This window comes from Granulicatella adiacens ATCC 49175 (assembly GCF_025150565.1).
GTDB classification, from domain to species: Bacteria; Bacillota; Bacilli; order Lactobacillales; family Aerococcaceae; genus Granulicatella; species Granulicatella adiacens.
In genome coordinates, this window is sequence record NZ_CP102283.1 from 1,016,829 (window position 1) to 1,034,451 (window position 17,623).

The following is a 17,623-nucleotide window of genomic DNA, read 5'->3' on the forward strand; positions in this document are numbered from 1 at the left end:
TTTTTTTATGCTTCAACCAATCGGTGAATCCATCTTCCTGAGAAAACTCGTTTCAAACCAATCACCGCTTTACATAGTTCTTCAGCTCCAGCACAGATAACGACCAGTTGTACTGGAAAATGCCAAATTGCAGCTGCAACTAATGCTAACGGAACGCCCACTAGCCATACACAAGCCATTTCAAGTTTCATGCCGTATTGTGTATCGCCTCCACCACGTAAAATACCAACAAGAATAATTGAATTTAAGGTTTTAAATACAAAAATAATTCCCATAATTTGAAGTAATTGCATTCCAAGTTCAAATACTTCTGGGCTTAAATGGGCAAACATTAATAAAGTCCATTGGGGTGTTAAACTTTGAATAGCTCCAATGACTACTCCAATAACAAGAGAAATCATTAAAAAGCGTTTCGCTTCTTGTTGAGCTTTTTCCAGTTCATTTCGTCCTACACGGTTTCCTAACATAATGCTACAACTACTACCCACTCCACGTACTAGGATAAATGATAAATTTTGTACAGCAACAGCAACTTGAACAGCAGCAGTTGCTTGAGTTCCAACCATTGCGTAGGCGGCACTATAAAATACTTGTCCTAATGCCCAGAAAGTTTCATTAACAATTACCGGGAAAGTTGTTACCCAAAAACTCATCCAAAAACCTTTTGAAATTTTAGACCAATAGCGACCAATTGGTAGATGAATTGGACCGCTATAAAAACTCACTACCCCAAAGAGGACACCCACTTCAACGATACGAGCAATTAAAGTAGCAACAGCAGCTCCAACGACTCCAAGTGCAGGTGCTCCGAATTTACCAAAGATAAAGACATAGTTAAAGAAAGCATTCGTGATAAAACTACAAATGGTGGCAACTAGAGGAATTTTGGGGCTTCCTGTTGTACGAAGTGCATTTGTCATCGCAAAGCTCCAAGCTGTAAATACATAACTTAAAGCAGCTACTCGTAAGTAATCTCCTCCAGCTTGAACAACAAGCGGATCCTGAGTAAATAAACGCAAGATTTCTTGAGGAAATAGGATACCAAGAAGCATAAATACAACACTGACAGCGGTGGATAGCAGTAAACTCATCTGATTAACCGCTTGAACTTTCTTTGTATCTCGAATTCCCCAATATTGAGAGAAGAGAACTGCAGACCCTGTATGAATCCCAAAACAGATTAACGTAAATAGGAAAAATACCTGATTTGCAAGCCCTACACCCGCAATACTCGCATCACCTAGAGATGAAATCATTATTGTATCTAATGTATTTAAGAAAGACGTTAATAAGTTTTGAAGAGATACAGGAATTGCAATGGCAAGCATTTGCCGATAAAAATGTTGACGTTCTTTAGCCATTCATAATCTCCTTTCAAATTCAAAGTAAAAAGGCGCACTGAACGCCTTTTTACAACTCATTATTTTTCTTCTTCGTTTAAGTTTAGAACCGACATGAAAGCTTCTTGTGGAACTTCAACAGACCCGACTTGTTTCATACGTTTCTTCCCTTCTTTTTGTTTCTCTAATAATTTACGTTTACGAGAAACGTCTCCTCCATAACATTTTGCAAGCACGTTTTTACGGAGAGCTTTAATATTGGTACGAGAGAGAATCTTATTTCCAATAGCCGCTTGAATAGGAACTTCAAATTGCTGACGTGGAATTAAAGTTCTTAATTTTTCTGTAATAGCTTTACCACGTCCATAAGCAAAGTCTTTATGAACAATAATACTTAAAGCATCCACTACTTCACCATTTAACATGATGTCCATCTTCACTAAATTACTTGGTCTGTAACCAATTAAATCATAATCCAATGATGCGTATCCTTTAGTACTTGATTTTAACGAATCAAAGAAATCAAAGATAATTTCAGAAAGTGGCATTTCGTATATCACATTCACACGGTATTCGTCTAAGTAATCCATCGTTACAAAAACACCACGTTTGCGTTGACAAATATCCATTACGCTTCCTACATATTCGTTTGGAACCATAATAGATGCTTTTACGTATGGCTCTTCAATCGATTGAACACTGGATTGATCCGGCATCTCAGCTGGGTTTGATACAACCACCTCTGTACCATCAGTCTTTTGTACATGATAAATAACAGAAGGTGCTGTTGTAATTAAATCTAAATCGAATTCGCGCTCTAAGCGTTCTTGAATAACATCCATATGAAGTAATCCTAGGAATCCACAACGGAAACCAAATCCAAGCGCTTGAGAAGTTTCTGCCTCAAATTGAAGCGCCGCATCATTTAATTGTAATTTTTCTAAAGCATCACGTAAGTCATTATATTTTGATGAATCGATTGGATATAAACCACAGTATACCATTGGATTCATTTTACGATATCCATCTAAAGGTTCACTAGCAGGATTATTCGCTAAAGTAACCGTATCCCCTACACGAGTATCTTGAATCGTTTTAATAGATGCAGTGATATAGCCAACATCTCCAACCATTAAGTAATCACGGCTGATTGGTTTTGGTGAGAAAATACCAACATCCACTACATCAAAAGTTTTTCCATTACTCATCAATTGAATTTTATCGCCAGGTTTTACAATCCCGTTTTGAATACGGACATTTAGCACAACCCCGCGATACGCATCATAGACAGAGTCGAAAATTAACGCTTGTAATGGTGCTTCAATATCACCAGTAGGCGCAGGTACTTTTTCTACAATCTGTTCCAAAATTTCTGGAATACCAATTCCAACTTTAGCACTAGCCAGAACTGCCTCACTAGCATCAATGCCAATGACATCTTCAATTTCAGTTCGCACTCTTTCTGGATCCGCTGCAGGAAGATCGATTTTATTAATAACAGGAATGATTTCTAAATCATTATCAATTGCTAAATACACATTCGCCAAAGTTTGTGCTTCAATTCCTTGAGCAGCATCTACTACTAGAATGGCCCCTTCACAAGCTGCTAAACTACGTGAAACTTCATAGGTGAAATCCACATGCCCTGGTGTATCAATTAAATGGAAGATATACTCTGTGCCATCTTTAGCATCATAAGTTAATTCTACAGCATTTAATTTAATGGTAATACCACGTTCTCTTTCAAGATCCATCGAGTCTAATAATTGGTCTTGCATCTCACGGTCAGCAACAGTATCAGTTGCTTGTAAGATACGATCGGCCAATGTAGACTTTCCGTGGTCAATATGAGCGATGATCGAAAAGTTTCGAATACGCTTTTGTCTTTCTTTCATTTGTTCTAAATTCATGAATAACTCCTTAAAACTACTACAATAAAATTCAAATAATTCTATCAAACTAAATTAATAATGGCAAGAACAATTCAGCTAAGTATAAGAAGATAAAAAATCCTAATACGTCTGTAGCTGTTGTTACAAAAATCGTTGATGAAATGGCTGGGTCTAAATTCAGTTTCTTTAAGAATAAAGGTACAAAGAAGCCGAAGAACGCACCTACCATCAAGTTCATCGCCATTGCTAAAATGACAATAATCGATAAGAAAAAGTTTTGATATGGGATGTAGAGTGCAATCGCTGCAAAAATCCCTGTAATAATCCCATTCACTAATCCAAGCCAGATTTCATTTAATACATACTTTTTATCTTTTTCCCAAGTTATTTGACCAATTGCAACTTCTTGAATAACCAGTGCTAATGTTTGAGAAGCTGAATTCCCACCCATCCCTGTAATAATTGGCATGGCAACCGCTAAAACAACAACTTGTTCAATCGTGTCTTGGAATAATCCGACAACCGCACTTGCCATAAAGGCTGTAATTAAGTTGATTAATAGCCAAGGGGTCCGTTTTTGAATCGATTCTTTAAAAGGTCCACCGATTCGTTCTGTTCCTTCAACCCCACTAATTAATAACATATCTTCGTGGTGCTCTTCTTGTAAGACGTGAACGATATCATCGATTGTGATGATCCCAAGTAACACATTTTGCTTATTGACTACTGGCACTACAGATAAGTCATACTTAGTAGAAATACGGGCCACTTCTTCTTGGTCTTCTTCTGGTAAGACGGAAATAATATTCGTGTGCATCACATCGTGTAAACTCTCATCTAAATCATGCGTGAATAAATCACGTATATCAATCCAACCAATTAATTTCCGTTGTAAACTCGTTACGAAAATAATGTTAATAATTTCTGAGTTTGGAGAAATCTCTCTTAGTTTAGAAAGAGTTTCTTCTACAGTTAAGTGTTCTTTTACCGTAATGTACTCCGTTGTCATAATCCCCCCGGCAGTATCCGGAGCGTAATTTAACATCGTTTGAATATCATCTTGAGAACTTTGCTTCATCATTTTGATGTAACGCTTACGTATTCCCACTGGTAAATTCCCTAAAATATCCACGACATCATCGTTTGACATTTGCTGGAACAGTAAAATTACACGTCTAAATGGTAATTTCTCAAGCATTCGTAATTGGAATTCAGGTTCAGCAACTTCTAAAATAGAAGCAAGTCTTGTATTCGAGATAGAGAACATGAAATTCTTTAGAACGTCATCGTCAACTTCTTCTAACGCTAAAGCGATATCAATCGGATAATTCTCATTAAAAAGCTCTCTTATTTTCTTAACATCTTTATTCGAAACAATAAGTGCAATATTATCTTTCATGACTCTTCTCCTTCCTTTTCCAATAGTACCAGTATAGCATAATTACCATTCTATCAACAATTCACAAGCAGAAAAAGTTACGCTATAATATAAGAAAATAACTTAGGAGGTCTCTTATGAAAACGAAAGAAGAATGGATTGAAGAATTAGCCTTAGAACCACATGTAGAAGGTGGCTATTTTAGACAAACGTATAAAGCTATTGAAACTGTAGAACTGCCTGAGGGACGCATCCGGTCTCTTTCTACCTCTATCTTATTTTTATTAACGAACCAAAACCCATCCCACTTCCATCTCCTCTCATCTGATGAAATTTGGTACTATCATTTTGGACACGCTCTTACCGTACATATGATTCATCCTGATGGTACTTACGAAGCAGTCGAAATTGGTCCAGGAGAAGGTCAAAAACTTCAATTCACCGTTCCTGCAGGAGTCGTCTTTGGATCTACCATTGAATCGGACAACGAAGAAAATTTTGCGATTGTCAGTTGTAGCGTTACACCTGGTTTTGAATACGAAGATTTTATACTCTATACTCAAGATGAATTATTAGAAAAGTATCCGGAACACGAAGAGATCATTCGCCGTCTTGCTGTCGTTTAAAATAAGCCAAAAAAAGAACTTAGCATATTCGTTGCTAAGTTCTTTTTCTATTATTCAAATGTATCTTTAAATGCGTTCTTCATCTTGTCGAAGAAATTCTCCTCACCATTATGAAGTTGCGTTCCTTCCTCATTAGCAAATACTTGTAAAGCTTGTCTTTGCTTATCTGTCAGTTTCTTAGGAGTGTCTACGATAACTTCTACATGTTGGTCACCGTTTCCTGTACCACGTAGTTTAGGAGCCCCTTTACCACGTAGTCGTAAAATCGTACCTGATTGTGTCCCAGCAGGAACTTTTAATTTCACTTTACCGTGTACAGTTGGTACGTCTACTTCATCTCCAAGAGCCGCTTGAGCAAAATTTACATGAAGTTGGTAATAAATATCCGCTCCTTGACGTTTGAATGTCTTACTTTGAGCAACTCGGAAAATGACATAAAGGTCACCATAAGGACCGCCATTGAAACCTACTTCCCCTTGTCCTTGAAGGCGCATTTGGTTTCCATCTTCAACACCTGCAGGAACTTTCACTTTGACTTTATGTGTTTCATCTACTTGACCATGACCGTGACAGGTTGGACATTTTTCTTTGATTTCTTGTCCTGTACCATGACACACATCACAGGTTGTTTGACTCATCATACGACCGAATGGTGTATTTCTTTCAACATTAATCACACCTGAACCATGACATTTAGAACAAGTCGTTGGATGCGTTCCAGGTTTTGCACCAGTGCCATGACACGTTTGACATTCGTCACTGCGGTGGTAATGAATCGTTTCTTCCTTACCAAAGATAGCTTCTTCAAATGTTAAATCCATGACATACTGAAGGTCAGCCCCTTGACGTGGCATGTTAGCACGATCTGCACGACTGCCTCCGCCACCGAAGAAACTACTAAAGATATCTTCGAATCCGCCAGTAAAGTTTCCATTACCGCCAAATCCTCCGAACCCATCAAATCCACCACCGAATCCGCCACCACTGAATCCAGAGTTTGGATCATAAGAAGCGTGTCCGTATTGATCATAAGCTGCACGTTTTTGTGCGTCTCCTAAAATCTCGTAAGCTTCAGCGATTTCTTTGAATTTCTCATCCGCTCCAGGTTCTTTATTAATATCTGGATGGTATTTTTTAGATAATTTCCGATAAGCTTTCTTAATATCTGCTTCAGAGGCATCTTTGGATACGCCTAAAATTTCATATAAATCTCTTTTGGCCACTAATTGCCCCTCCTTTTCTTTCTTAGTTTACAAAGGATATGGGCGTAAGACCACTAAGTAGTCTTACACCCTATCATTTTAGCAAATATTAGTCTACTTCTTCGAAGTCAGCATCCACAACGCCATCGTTATTTGAAGATGATTGTTCAGTTGCTCCTTCTGGAGAAGCACCAGAAGCTTGTTGAGCTGCAGCTGCTTGTTCATAAAGTTTAACAGTTAAGTTTTGTACCACTTCATTTAAAGCATCACGTTTCACTTTCATAGCGTCTAAGTCATTTGCTTCAACAGCTGCTTTTAATTCATCACGAGCTGCTTCAGCTTTTTGAACGTCGCTAGCATCTACTTTACCATCTAATTCTTTCAATGTTTTATCAACAGTGAAGATTAATTGGTCAACTTCGTTACGTAAATCTACTTCTTCTTTACGTTTTTTATCTGCTTCAGCATTTGCTTCTGCATCTTTTACCATACGTTCGATTTCTTCATCTGATAAACCTGAAGAAGATTTAATTGTAATTGCTTGTTCTTTACCAGTTCCTAAATCTTTTGCACGTACATTTACAATACCGTTTTTATCGATATCGAATGTTACTTCGATTTGTGGCACACCACGAGGAGCAGCAGGAATGTCTGTTAATTGGAAGCGGCCTAAAGTTTTGTTGTCCGCTGCCATTGGACGTTCACCTTGTAATACGTGTACGTCTACTGCCGGTTGGTTATCCGCTGCAGTTGAGAATACTTGTGATTTACTTGTTGGGATTGTAGTGTTACGATCGATTAATTTAGTGAACACTCCACCCATTGTTTCAATACCAAGTGATAATGGTGTTACGTCTAATAATACGATATCTTTCACATCACCAGAGATAACCCCACCTTGGATTGCAGCACCCATCGCTACTACTTCGTCTGGGTTTACTGATTTGTTAGGTTCTTTACCAGTTTCTTTACGTACAGCTTCTACAACTGCTGGAATACGAGTTGATCCACCAACTAATAATACTTGGTCGATATCAGAAGCTGATAAACCTGCGTCAGATAAAGCACGACGTACTGGTTCTTTTGTACGTTCTACTAAATCTTGAGTTAACTGATCAAATTTAGCACGAGTTAATGTTACTTCTAAGTGTAATGGGCCAGCTGCACCAGCAGAGATAAATGGTAAGCTGATTTGTGTTTGAGAGACACCTGATAAGTCTTTTTTAGCTTTTTCAGCAGCATCTTTCAAACGTTGCATTGCCATTTTATCGCTTGATAGATCAATACCGTTATCACGTTGGAATTCTTCCACTAAGAAATCAATGATTTTTTGGTCGAAGTCATCCCCACCTAGATGGTTGTCACCAGCTGTTGATAATACGTCGAATACGCCGTCCCCTAATTCAAGGATTGATACGTCGAATGTACCACCACCAAGGTCAAATACTAAGATTTTTTCTTCGTGGTCTACTTTATCTAAACCATATGCAAGAGCCGCTGCAGTTGGTTCGTTAACGATACGTTCCACTTCTAAACCAGCGATACGACCAGCGTCTTTTGTTGCTTGACGTTGAGCGTCGTTGAAGTATGCAGGTACAGTAATAACCGCTTTTTCAACTTTTTCTCCAAGATATTCTTCAGCATATCCTTTTAAGTATTGTAGAATCATCGCTGAGATTTCTTGAGGCGTATAAGATTTACCTTCAATTTCTACTTTATAACCAGCTTCACCCATGTGACGTTTAATTGATGAAATTGTATTTGGGTTTGTTACTGCTTGACGTTTTGCAACTTCACCTACTTGAATTTCTCCATTTTTGAACGCTACAACAGATGGTGTTGTACGGTTTCCTTCTGGGTTAGCAATAATTTTTGCTTCGTTACCTTCTAAAACAGCTACTGCTGAGTTTGTTGTTCCTAAGTCAATACCAATAATTTTACTCATATTTAATTCACTCCTATTAATGAAATTTATTATTTATTTTAAGATTCGTCTTCTTATTGTGAGACGATGACCATCGCTGGTCGTAATACTCGATCTTTTAATTTATAACCTTTTTGAAACACTTGCACTACTTTATCTGCTTCTTGACCTTCTTCAACAGGAACAGTCTGAACAGCGTGATGCAATGTTGGATCAAAAGGTTGATCTAATGCATCAATTTCTTCAATACCTTCTTCTTTTAGTGCATAAAGAAAACTTTCATACACCATCTCAATTCCTTTTTTAAGGTTTTGAGCATCTTCTGATTCACTTGGAGAAGCAATAGCTCTCTCAAGATTATCAATCACATTTAATAAGTTTTGCGCTAGACTTTGGCTACGATATTTTGCAGCATCTTGTCTTTCTTTAGCATTTCTTTTTTGAATGTTTGAGATTTCAGCAGAAAGTCGATACACTTGATCGTTTAATCTTTCAACTTCTTGTTGTAATTTCTCTTCATTCGAAAGTTCTGTTGTGGTTTCTTCAGTAACTTCTTCTTGAGGAGTTTCATCTGTCACTACATTTTCTTTAATTAATTCTTCTTTAGTATTATGTTCATTTGTTTCCAAGATTTCATCTCCTTACTCTATAAGTTACGATAATAATCTTCTATCGTGGTTGCTAACTCTTCCCTGAGTCCTTTTACAATTGATAATACATTCGAATACGGCATATTCTTTGGTCCAAGAAGTGCAATCATTCCTGTATCTTGGTTTGGAGTTTCGTAACTAGCAGTTACCAAACTAAAGTCCCCAAGTAACGGATGATCCATTTCTGAGCCGAGCCTAATTTGAATATCTTGATGATCATTGGTTACTAGTTGATGTAACTTAGACTGATCATCCATCAATTGATAAATTCCTTTGAGTTGATCCACATTAGCGTGATGATCAAAGTAATTTAACAAATATCTTCTTCCTGCAACATGCATTCGATCATTCTCGAAACGATTCATCATTTCTTGAATTACTTTTACGATTTGAATTTGTGAATTCATGTAGCGATTCATAAGGATTGGAAGATCCGTCTTTAATCGTTTAGCAACGATATCTAGCGGCACTCCAATTAATTCATCATTTATGATGCGAACCACTTTTTCTAAATCACTATCGTCAATAGCTCCCGGAATTGTATAGACTTTATTTTCTACCAAACCATTACTGATAACAACGATTGCCATCACTTGATTTGGGTTTAGGCGAACAAGTCTAAATCCCGATAACGTGGCAGTTTTCACTTCCGGTCCAAAAGAAATTGCGGTGTAGTTCGTTAATGTTGCTAGTATGTCAGCAGATAAACGAAATACATCTTGAATCTCTAATGTTGACTGTTGGAAAACTTCACGAATTTGATTTCGAACGCTTAAAGCAACAGGTTGCTTTTGTCTAGGTAGAATATTGTCGATGTAGTAACGATATCCTTTATTAGAAGGAACTCGCCCAGAAGAAGTATGGTTCTTTTCAAGATATCCCAACTCTTCAAGCTTCATCATCTCGTTACGAATCGTCGCTGAACTAAATGGTAATTCTGCAACTTCCATCAACTTCTTCGACCCGACCGGCTCCAAAGTTTCCGTATATAATTGTATGATTAATTGTAAGATTAGCAATTGTCTATTGGTTAACATCATAGTCACCTCTCTTTAGCACTTGACTAAGACGAGTGCTAACCATATTTATAATTTAACACATTGGTCAAATTAAGTCAACATGAAAACACTAGGACTTTAGACTGATTTTCAGTTTAATATTTTCTAGTTCCGCAGATGTATAACGCTTATAACATCAACGATTCTAGCACCTTATGTGACTTGTAATTAAGATTCTTTCGAAAAAATTTTTGTCAATATGAACGTCAAACGTCAAACAAAAATATGACGTCATAATTTCCTTTGAAAGGAAAAACAATAATTTCATATTTCTTTGCAAATTTTCAGCATTTCCATTATATTTTCATAAATAAAAGGAAAGGATTTATTATGAAATTATTCAAAAAATTAGTAGCCCTAATTTCTTTAGCTTTTTTAACAGCAATTATCGCTTCTAATTTTACTTCTGCATATGCAGATGGTACGACTGAAGTTAATATCACGAATATTGATGTTGATTCACTTTCTAATTCTGAAAAAGAATAAATTATTTCTGGGAAACTTTTGGGAGATGTTAATTCTACTACTTCTGTAAAATTAATTTACAAAAAAGTAGGATGCTTTGTTAATAAACCTTCTCTTCCAAACACTAGGACATCAACAGGTTTAGTGACACTTGGTGCTGGAATCCTAGTGTTAGGCGCAGCCTATGCTTTATTAAAATCAAATAAAGGAAAAAAGTTAGTTACTATTTTATTTGTAATTGGAGCTGGTAGCATCCTTGTTGGATCTGTAGACGCTTCTCAAGTAATCTTAAACGGTGAAACTAAAGTAGTCTCTATTTCACAAGAGGAAACTACAGAAGAAACAACTACAGAGCAAACTGAATCTGAAGAAGTAGTAACTATAAAGCCAGGTACTCCTGCTCCAGCTTAAAGAACTCTATAAATACAATAAGAGGTAGATTTCAAATCTACCTCTTTTAATTTACTTCATTCATATAAATGGTTTCATAAAACGGAATTAATTCCTTCAATGCGTCCGCAAGTTCTTCTTCAATTTCGTCTTTGTTCTTTTCAAGAAACACCGGTCTTCTTAAAATAACTTTACGGACCTCTTCTTCTTTAACAGCTCTTATTAATTCATCTCTATTAGATACGTTTCCTTCATAAGCTGTCGCATTCTTTTGAAAATCAGATGCTACGTATAAAATGTTACGATTAGGTTCACATTCCAACACTTTGTTTTGTAACATCAGAGAGCGTTCGTTCATTTTACGTTCAATAAAACTCAATTCTACATATACGCCCAATTTATCGTCATTATAAAACAACCGTAATGCAAAAGATGGATTTCCTTCATCTTGCCCCTCTTCGATAAAGTATCTCCAAAAAGCGGGTCTTGCCATTTGGGCTTGATTCATCCATTGACTAACTCGGTCCATGCGAAATGACTTAAAGTTCTTCTGAAACGCTTCTGTTAACTTCGTGAATTCCTGTCTTGCATCTTGGCCAGCCTTCTTCAACAGTTCCATTTCTTCTGCAATTTCTGGAAATTTTACTGGATTTTTATATTTAACTTTGTCATACCGAAAGAAATAACTCATCTTTTCAATTGAAATCATGATTTTCCTCCTGAATATGGCTCTTCAATCGGTCAATCATATAGACACCCACATCAATAATTGGAATATTTGAGAGTTGCTCTAATTCTGACTTTACATATGGGAAATGCGTACATCCTAGTACGACTGCTTCAATCTCTGTACTTTCAAAATAGTGGAATAAACTTTGAAAATCGAATTGTTTAATAATCTCCTCTTCTGGTTTTCCAGTTTCGATCGCTTTAACCAGTTCTAGCATCGTCACACCAAACACCTTAAGATTAGGATTTGCAATATATAGATTGTTTTCTACTCCTGTTAATCCATGAGAATTCGCGGCCATTACTGCTAAATAATCATGTTCGACGCCTAGTGTGCGATACATTTGCATCGGAGTAATCATAGGAAGTCTATATTCTTCTTGCAATGAATCGAAATTCACAACTGAACTTAGTGAGTTACAGTATACAAAAACGGCGTCAATATCGTTTTTCAGCCCGTTAATCACATTTCTAATATATTGTTCTCTTTCTTCGTCTTCTAACGCTTGAAAAGTCGTTTGTTCGACTGGATTTTTAGAAATCGGAACAGAAATCGTTTGAGTAAAGCCATTTTCCATCAATAAATCAACGCCTAACTTCGTGTCCATAGGTGTTCCTGCCATCACAGCAATCCGCATACACATTTCTCCTTTATAAAAAAACAAGGATGAACGCTAGGCTCATCCTTGTTTCAATAAATCATTATTTAGTTGCACGACGTACGTATGTACCTTCTGCAGTGTTAACTTCTAAGTATTCTCCTGCTTCAATGAAGTCTGGAACGTTAACTACTAAACCTGTTTCCATTGTTGCTGGTTTACCAGAACCTGTAACTGTAGCACCTTTAATTGATGGTTGAGTTTCAGTAACTTGCAGTACAACTGTTGATGGTAATGAAACCCCAATTACTTCTGAACCGTAGAATTGGATTTTAACTTCCATGTTTTCAAGAATGTATTTCAATTCTTGTTCGATTGTTTCTTCAGGAATTTCGTATTGTTCGTATGTTTCTAAGTCCATGAATACTCCAACGCCATCTTGGCTGTATAAGTATTGAACATCTTTTGTATCGATGTGTGCACGTTCAACTTTTTCATCAGGACGCATTGTTGTATCTACTGTTGAACCGTTACGAACGTCACGGATTTTCATACGCATTACTGTGTTCCCTTTACCTGGTTTGTGGTGGCTGATTTCCAACACTTTAATTAATTTTCCATCAAGAATGAATGTCATTCCAGCTTTTAAATCACTTACGTTAATCATTTTATGACTCCTTTTGTTAAATTTTACCTTCTATTTATACCACATTTTTGTTGAAAATGCACTATATTCAGTATAATTTGAATTTTATAAAATACCAACTCGTTTAAAGATTAAATCTACATTTTTAATATGGTAATGATAATCGAATGCATCATCTATCTCTTCTTTTGAAAGTGTCGACATAATTTCTGGTTGGTTTTCTAAAACAGAACGGAAAGCTAACTTTTCATCCCATGCTTTAGCAGTGCATGGCTGCACTAAATCATACGCTTTTTCGCGGCTCATTCCTTTGTCGATAAGTTTCAATAACACACGTTGACTGTAAATAAGTCCGAAAGTTGCATCCATATTGCGTAACATGTTTTCTGGGAACACCGTCAAGTTTTTAATAATATTACCGAAACGACGAAGCATATAGTTGAGTAGAATTGTGCTATCTGGAATAATAATACGTTCAGCTGAAGAATGTGAGATATCACGTTCGTGCCATAAGTTCACGTTCTCATAGGCTGTAACCATATGCCCTCTAATGACACGAGAAAGTCCCGCCATATTTTCAGATCCGATTGGATTACGTTTATGTGGCATTGCTGAAGATCCCTTTTGCCCTTTTGCAAAGAACTCTTCTACTTCACGTGTTTCAGATTTTTGTAGTCCACGGATTTCTGTCGCGAATTTTTCAATACTTGTCGCAATTAATGCAATAGTAGAAATGTAATCCGCATGCAAATCACGAGCCAAGATCTGTGTCGAGATTTCTTGAGGACGAATTCCTAGCTTTCCACACACATAGGCTTCTACTTCTGGAGAAATATTGGCAAAAGTTCCAACCGCCCCACTAATTTTACCCGCTTCAACCCCTTTTGCAGCATGCTCGAAGCGTTCGATATTACGCTTCATTTCTGAATACCATAAGGCTAATTTCAAGCCAAATGTGGTCGGTTCTGCATGAACTCCATGCGTTCTTCCCATGCAAACTGTATCTTTATACGCCAGTGCTTTTTCTTTAATAATTTCTAGGAAGTCCGCTAAGTCCTTTCGTAAAATGTCGTTGGCTTGTTTTAATTGATAACCATAAGCTGTATCCACTACGTCGGTACTTGTTAGGCCATAGTGAACCCATTTCTTTTCTTCTCCAAGACTTTCAGAGACACATCTTGTAAAAGCAACGACATCATGTCTTGTCTCTTCTTCGATTTCTAAAATACGTTCAACTGTGAATTTCGCATTTTTACGAATCTTCTCTACGTCTTCTTTAGGGATTTCTCCTAATTCTGCCCAAGCTTCATCTGCTAAGATTTCAACTTCTAGCCAACAATTATAACGATTTTCATCAGACCAAATTTTTGCCATTTCTGGACGTGTATAACGTGTAATCATGATTTCCTCCTAATACAACTCCATTGTAACGTGTGAAACACCAACAATATCGTATGGTTCTGAAACAACTTCAAACCCGAGTGATTCATATAATTTTACTAAGTGTGCTTGTGCATGAACCTCAATTATAGTATCGATAAACCACTCTTTACAAACTTCTTTTGCGCGCTCTAACAACGCACGACCTTTTCCTTGCCCTTGGTATCGCTTGTCTATTAACACTCTACCAAGACGAACTTTATCCTTTTCAGGGATAATGCGTAAATAAGAAATCACTTCATGAACATCATTCATTTCAAATAAATGCCTTGATTTTTTATCCGTATCGTCAATTTCTTGATAATTCAAATCTTGTCCGACAATAAAGATTTCGATTCTGGCTTTGTAAATCGCAACAATCTCTTCCTTCGTTAGTTCGTCATAGTTTTTTAAATACCACATCGAGAATCAACCTCTCTTTGTCTTGAAATAATTTCTTGTATCTTGTTCATCTTTCTTTAATTGAGCGATTAACGCATCGATTCCTTCAAATTTCAATTCTGGTCTTAAGTATTTTAACCATTTCACGCGAACTGGAAGGTGATAAATATCTTTATCAAAATCGAGCAAGTTCACTTCAATCGTTACTTTATGAACATCATCAAAGGTTGGATTGATTCCAATAGAAGCCATACCAGGAATCCATTTACCTTCCACAAACATTTCAACAATATAAACTCCATTTTTTAAAAGGAATGTATCATTGGAAACTTCAATGTTCGCAGTTGGGAACCCCAACATCTTACTACCGCGACCAAAACCGTGAACAACAACACCATCCATAATGTAGTCGTAACCTAACAACTCATTAGCTTTTTCAATCTCACCTTGGAGCAGTAAATCACGAACAGCGGTAGAACTAATCTTTCCATTATCACTCTTTTGTTCAGGAATCGAAATAATCTCAAAACGATTAGAAGCATACTTTGGTAACAATTCCATATTTGCAACATCTCGTTTACCATAAGTATAGTCAAATCCCGCAACAACAACTTTTGCGTTTAAACCGACAATATATTGATCTACAAATTCTTGTGGTGAAAGAGCTCCAAATTCCTTTGTAAAATCAACCAAATAGAAAATATCGACACCAAGTTCTTTTAATAGTTCTTTCTTACGTTCTATAGGAGATACATATTGAATGCTATCAGGATCTACATTTTGGAAAATAACAGATGGATGCTGATTAAAAGACATCACTGCTACTTTATAACCACGTTCCTCTGCGACCTTTTTTGCTGTTGTAATCACTTCTTTATGTCCTAGATGAATTCCATCAAAGAATCCTAAAGCGAGGACAATTGGTTCCTGAATAATACACTCTTTAGCATAAGGGTGTGATAACTCAATTGTTTGCATTCTTCTCTCCTTTCTAAAACATTTTTATTGGTTTTAATAAGCCTTTTTTGACTGGATGAGGACCATAAATTGCTATAAGTTGGTCTCCATAATAACAAGCAGTCGGTGAAACAATTTGTGGAAACTCATCTTGTGTTAAAAGGGCACCATTTTTAAAACGGATAAATTCATCCTTTGTTAAAATTATTCGAGGATATTCATCGAATACAACATCTACCGGTTTTAGTGCTTCTTGAACATTATCGTTTAGTACACGTTCATTTAGCTGCTCTAATGTAATGCAATCATCTGCATGGAAAGGTCCACTTTTTACACGGGTTAATTGCGACATATGCGCCTTAACACCCAATGATTTTCCTAAATCAACAGAAAGTGTTCGAACGTAAGTCCCTTTGCTACAGCTCACTTCAAACTTCCATGATTGCGTCTTCTTATCTTCATTATACACTGGCTCTGAAATCCGTCTGAAGTCGAAAATTGTTGCTTTACGAGAAGGTCGTTCCACTTCTTCTCCGGCTCTTGCGTATTCATACAGACGTTTCCCATTTACTTTAACCGCAGAATACATTGGCGGAATTTGAGTAATTTCTCCAATAAACTCCTGCATTCTTTCGTCAATTTCTTGATTTAAAAAAGGTGTTTCAATAGGCGTTGTAGATACAAGATTTCCATGTGCATCTTCCGTCTCAGTCGAAAATCCTAATGTGATTTCTCCTTGGTAAACTTTATTGGCTTCATGAAGATTCTCAACAACCTTAGTCGCTTTACCAATACAAATCGGTAACACTCCATCTACTTCAGGATCCAGTGTTCCAGAATGGCCTACTTTTTTTGTTTTTAATATTTTTCTGACTTTATAGACACAGTCAAATGACGTCATGCCTTTTTCTTTCCATAATGGAAGGATTCCATCCATTCGTTTCATCCTTTCAAGCTTACATTTGCTTACTTATTGTAACATAATTCAACCTTTTCCTCATTGATATTGAATATAGGTTTTTATTTGAAAAATATGCTATTATAAGATGTAAACTAATTTGATAGGAGTGACTTTATGTCTAGAGTATATATTGTAACGGACTCGACAGCAGATTTAACTGAAGAGGAAGTAAAACAATTTGAAATCTCCATCGTCCCAATGAATATTTCAATCGATGATGAAAACTATATCGATGGTGTAACGATTACAAAAGATGAATTTAAACAAAAAATGATTGCAAGCAGCGAGCTTCCCAAAACTGCTCAACCTTCTATTGGTCGTTTCGTTGAAGTGTATGACGAACTTGGTAAAAATGCGGACTCTGTTATTTCCATTCAAATGATGCGTTCGATTAGTGGTACCGTGGATGCCGCTCGCCAAGCAGCTGATATTACTGAGACAAACGTCAAAGTAGTTGATTCAGACTTCACTTCCAGATCTATGGGTATGATTGTTAAAGAGGCCGCAAAAGCCGCTCAAGAAGGAAAAACAGTAGAAGAAATTCTAGAAATTGTTGAAGATGCCAAGAAACGCACTACCCTTTACTTAACAGTCGTTAACTTAGATAACTTAATTAAAGGTGGACGAATTAGCCAATTAATGGGGATGTTTTCAAATTTACTTAATATTAAATTATTCCTACAAGTCATCCACGGAAAAATTGAGATTATTCAAAAAGGTCGAGGTTTAAAATCCCTTCAAAAAAAATATGATGAAATCTTTGAAGAAATGAAGGCTGTACCAAGCGGTATTCAAGAAATCGGAATTATGCATGCTGGTTTAAGTGAATTTAACGAAGGAAATATCGCTCGTGTACGTGAACTATTCCCTAATGTTCCTCTCACAATTGTAACAACTTCACCAATCATCATGAGCCACACTGGCGTTGATGCAATGGCGATTACTTACTTAGAAAATAAATAAAAATAAAGCAACTAACTCTGGT

The 17,623-nt window shown here is 36.6% G+C and carries 18 protein-coding genes; 4 read left to right on the forward strand and 14 right to left on the reverse strand.

What is annotated here, in order from left to right; genetic code table 11:
- Positions 1 to 5: 5 nt before the first annotated feature.
- Genes NQ540_RS05045 through mgtE form a run of 3 tightly spaced genes read right to left on the reverse strand, consistent with a single transcriptional unit; the run spans position 6 to position 4,631 of the window.
- The gene (locus NQ540_RS05045; RefSeq protein ID WP_005605516.1) at positions 6 to 1,361 is read right to left on the reverse strand and encodes an MATE family efflux transporter; all 1,356 of its coding nucleotides are present in this window, start codon (positions 1,359 to 1,361) and stop codon (positions 6 to 8) included.
- A 59-nt stretch (positions 1,362 to 1,420) separates the two neighbouring features.
- The gene (lepA, locus tag NQ540_RS05050; RefSeq protein ID WP_005605518.1) at positions 1,421 to 3,250 is read right to left on the reverse strand and encodes a translation elongation factor 4; all 1,830 of its coding nucleotides are present in this window, start codon (positions 3,248 to 3,250) and stop codon (positions 1,421 to 1,423) included.
- Between the two features lie 49 nt (positions 3,251 to 3,299).
- Positions 3,300 to 4,631, reverse strand: coding sequence for a magnesium transporter (mgtE, locus tag NQ540_RS05055; RefSeq protein ID WP_005605520.1), 1,332 nt, complete (start codon positions 4,629 to 4,631; stop codon positions 3,300 to 3,302).
- 116 nt (positions 4,632 to 4,747) lie between these two features.
- On the opposite strand from mgtE, the gene NQ540_RS05060 reads away from it, so the two are divergent.
- On the forward strand, positions 4,748 to 5,236 hold the full coding sequence (locus NQ540_RS05060; RefSeq protein WP_005605522.1) for a cupin domain-containing protein: 489 nt from the start codon (positions 4,748 to 4,750) through the stop codon (positions 5,234 to 5,236).
- A 50-nt stretch (positions 5,237 to 5,286) separates the two neighbouring features.
- Here NQ540_RS05060 and dnaJ read toward each other — a convergent pair whose 3' ends face one another.
- The 4 genes from dnaJ to hrcA all read right to left on the reverse strand — a co-directional run bounded on the left by dnaJ (position 5,287) and on the right by hrcA (position 10,052).
- Entirely contained in the window at positions 5,287 to 6,459 is a 1,173-nt protein-coding gene (gene dnaJ, locus NQ540_RS05065) for a molecular chaperone DnaJ (RefSeq protein ID WP_005605523.1), read from the reverse strand.
- Positions 6,460 to 6,547: 88 nt separating this feature from the next.
- Entirely contained in the window at positions 6,548 to 8,383 is a 1,836-nt protein-coding gene (gene dnaK / locus NQ540_RS05070) for a molecular chaperone DnaK (protein ID WP_005605525.1), read from the reverse strand.
- Positions 8,384 to 8,436: 53 nt separating this feature from the next.
- On the reverse strand, positions 8,437 to 8,991 hold the full coding sequence (gene grpE / locus NQ540_RS05075) for a nucleotide exchange factor GrpE (RefSeq protein WP_005605527.1): 555 nt from the start codon (positions 8,989 to 8,991) through the stop codon (positions 8,437 to 8,439).
- A gap of 17 nt (positions 8,992 to 9,008) precedes the next feature.
- Positions 9,009 to 10,052 carry a heat-inducible transcriptional repressor HrcA gene (hrcA, locus tag NQ540_RS05080; protein WP_005605529.1) on the reverse strand — a complete coding sequence of 348 codons (1,044 nt, stop codon included), beginning with the start codon at positions 10,050 to 10,052 and terminating at the stop codon, positions 9,009 to 9,011.
- Positions 10,053 to 10,400: 348 nt separating this feature from the next.
- Between hrcA and NQ540_RS05085 the strand changes: the two genes are divergently transcribed.
- Both NQ540_RS05085 and NQ540_RS05090 read left to right on the forward strand, forming a co-directional pair.
- Positions 10,401 to 10,556 carry a hypothetical protein gene (locus tag NQ540_RS05085; protein ID WP_156780413.1) on the forward strand — a complete coding sequence of 52 codons (156 nt, stop codon included), beginning with the start codon at positions 10,401 to 10,403 and terminating at the stop codon, positions 10,554 to 10,556.
- An 18-nt stretch (positions 10,557 to 10,574) separates the two neighbouring features.
- A complete protein-coding gene (locus NQ540_RS05090) occupies positions 10,575 to 10,946 on the forward strand; it encodes a hypothetical protein (protein WP_005605532.1) in 372 nt (123 codons plus the stop codon).
- Between the two features lie 46 nt (positions 10,947 to 10,992).
- Here the strand turns inward: NQ540_RS05090 and NQ540_RS05095 are convergent, their stop codons facing one another.
- The 7 genes from NQ540_RS05095 to truB form a co-directional block, all read right to left on the reverse strand.
- Positions 10,993 to 11,634 (reverse strand): ribonuclease P, encoded by a 642-nt coding sequence (locus NQ540_RS05095; RefSeq protein ID WP_204703012.1) that lies wholly within the window; start codon positions 11,632 to 11,634, stop codon positions 10,993 to 10,995.
- Positions 11,621 to 12,292 (reverse strand): glutamate racemase, encoded by a 672-nt coding sequence (locus tag NQ540_RS05100; protein WP_005605538.1) that lies wholly within the window; start codon positions 12,290 to 12,292, stop codon positions 11,621 to 11,623. The genes NQ540_RS05095 and NQ540_RS05100 overlap by 14 nt, the downstream gene beginning before the upstream one ends.
- A gap of 64 nt (positions 12,293 to 12,356) precedes the next feature.
- Positions 12,357 to 12,920 carry an elongation factor P gene (efp, locus tag NQ540_RS05105; protein WP_005605540.1) on the reverse strand — a complete coding sequence of 188 codons (564 nt, stop codon included), beginning with the start codon at positions 12,918 to 12,920 and terminating at the stop codon, positions 12,357 to 12,359.
- Positions 12,921 to 13,004: 84 nt separating this feature from the next.
- The gene (gene purB / locus NQ540_RS05110) at positions 13,005 to 14,300 is read right to left on the reverse strand and encodes an adenylosuccinate lyase (protein WP_039848782.1); all 1,296 of its coding nucleotides are present in this window, start codon (positions 14,298 to 14,300) and stop codon (positions 13,005 to 13,007) included.
- Between the two features lie 9 nt (positions 14,301 to 14,309).
- Complete coding sequence (locus NQ540_RS05115) at positions 14,310 to 14,741, reverse strand: GNAT family N-acetyltransferase (RefSeq protein WP_005605543.1); 432 nt, start codon at positions 14,739 to 14,741, stop codon at positions 14,310 to 14,312.
- Between the two features lie 6 nt (positions 14,742 to 14,747).
- Complete coding sequence (gene ribF / locus NQ540_RS05120; protein WP_005605545.1) at positions 14,748 to 15,698, reverse strand: riboflavin biosynthesis protein RibF; 951 nt, start codon at positions 15,696 to 15,698, stop codon at positions 14,748 to 14,750.
- Between the two features lie 13 nt (positions 15,699 to 15,711).
- Positions 15,712 to 16,614 (reverse strand): tRNA pseudouridine(55) synthase TruB, encoded by a 903-nt coding sequence (gene truB, locus NQ540_RS05125; RefSeq protein ID WP_039848783.1) that lies wholly within the window; start codon positions 16,612 to 16,614, stop codon positions 15,712 to 15,714.
- Positions 16,615 to 16,752: 138 nt separating this feature from the next.
- Here truB and NQ540_RS05130 point away from each other — a divergent pair, with 138 nt between their 5' ends.
- Complete coding sequence (locus NQ540_RS05130; protein WP_005605548.1) at positions 16,753 to 17,601, forward strand: DegV family protein; 849 nt, start codon at positions 16,753 to 16,755, stop codon at positions 17,599 to 17,601.
- The last annotated feature ends 22 nt before the right edge of the window (positions 17,602 to 17,623 follow it).

Bases quoted from the DNA above. Each gene is read 5' to 3' on its own strand.
- NQ540_RS05100 (WP_005605538.1), bottom strand. From the start codon at position 12,292: ATGCGGATTGCTGTGATGGCAGGAACACCTATGGACACGAAGTTAGGC.
- lepA (WP_005605518.1), bottom strand. From the start codon at position 3,250: ATGAATTTAGAACAAATGAAAGAAAGACAAAAGCGTATTCGAAACTTT.
- truB (WP_039848783.1), bottom strand. From the start codon at position 16,614: ATGGATGGAATCCTTCCATTATGGAAAGAAAAAGGCATGACGTCATTT.
- NQ540_RS05085 (WP_156780413.1), top strand. From the start codon at position 10,401: ATGAAATTATTCAAAAAATTAGTAGCCCTAATTTCTTTAGCTTTTTTA.
- mgtE (WP_005605520.1), bottom strand. From the start codon at position 4,631: ATGAAAGATAATATTGCACTTATTGTTTCGAATAAAGATGTTAAGAAA.
- NQ540_RS05045 (WP_005605516.1), bottom strand. From the start codon at position 1,361: ATGGCTAAAGAACGTCAACATTTTTATCGGCAAATGCTTGCCATTGCA.
- efp (WP_005605540.1), bottom strand. From the start codon at position 12,920: ATGATTAACGTAAGTGATTTAAAAGCTGGAATGACATTCATTCTTGAT.
- NQ540_RS05130 (WP_005605548.1), top strand. From the start codon at position 16,753: ATGTCTAGAGTATATATTGTAACGGACTCGACAGCAGATTTAACTGAA.
- ribF (WP_005605545.1), bottom strand. From the start codon at position 15,698: ATGCAAACAATTGAGTTATCACACCCTTATGCTAAAGAGTGTATTATT.
- NQ540_RS05115 (WP_005605543.1), bottom strand. From the start codon at position 14,741: ATGTGGTATTTAAAAAACTATGACGAACTAACGAAGGAAGAGATTGTT.
- NQ540_RS05095 (WP_204703012.1), bottom strand. From the start codon at position 11,634: ATGATTTCAATTGAAAAGATGAGTTATTTCTTTCGGTATGACAAAGTT.
- NQ540_RS05060 (WP_005605522.1), top strand. From the start codon at position 4,748: ATGAAAACGAAAGAAGAATGGATTGAAGAATTAGCCTTAGAACCACAT.
- dnaK (WP_005605525.1), bottom strand. From the start codon at position 8,383: ATGAGTAAAATTATTGGTATTGACTTAGGAACAACAAACTCAGCAGTA.
- hrcA (WP_005605529.1), bottom strand. From the start codon at position 10,052: ATGATGTTAACCAATAGACAATTGCTAATCTTACAATTAATCATACAA.
- purB (WP_039848782.1), bottom strand. From the start codon at position 14,300: ATGATTACACGTTATACACGTCCAGAAATGGCAAAAATTTGGTCTGAT.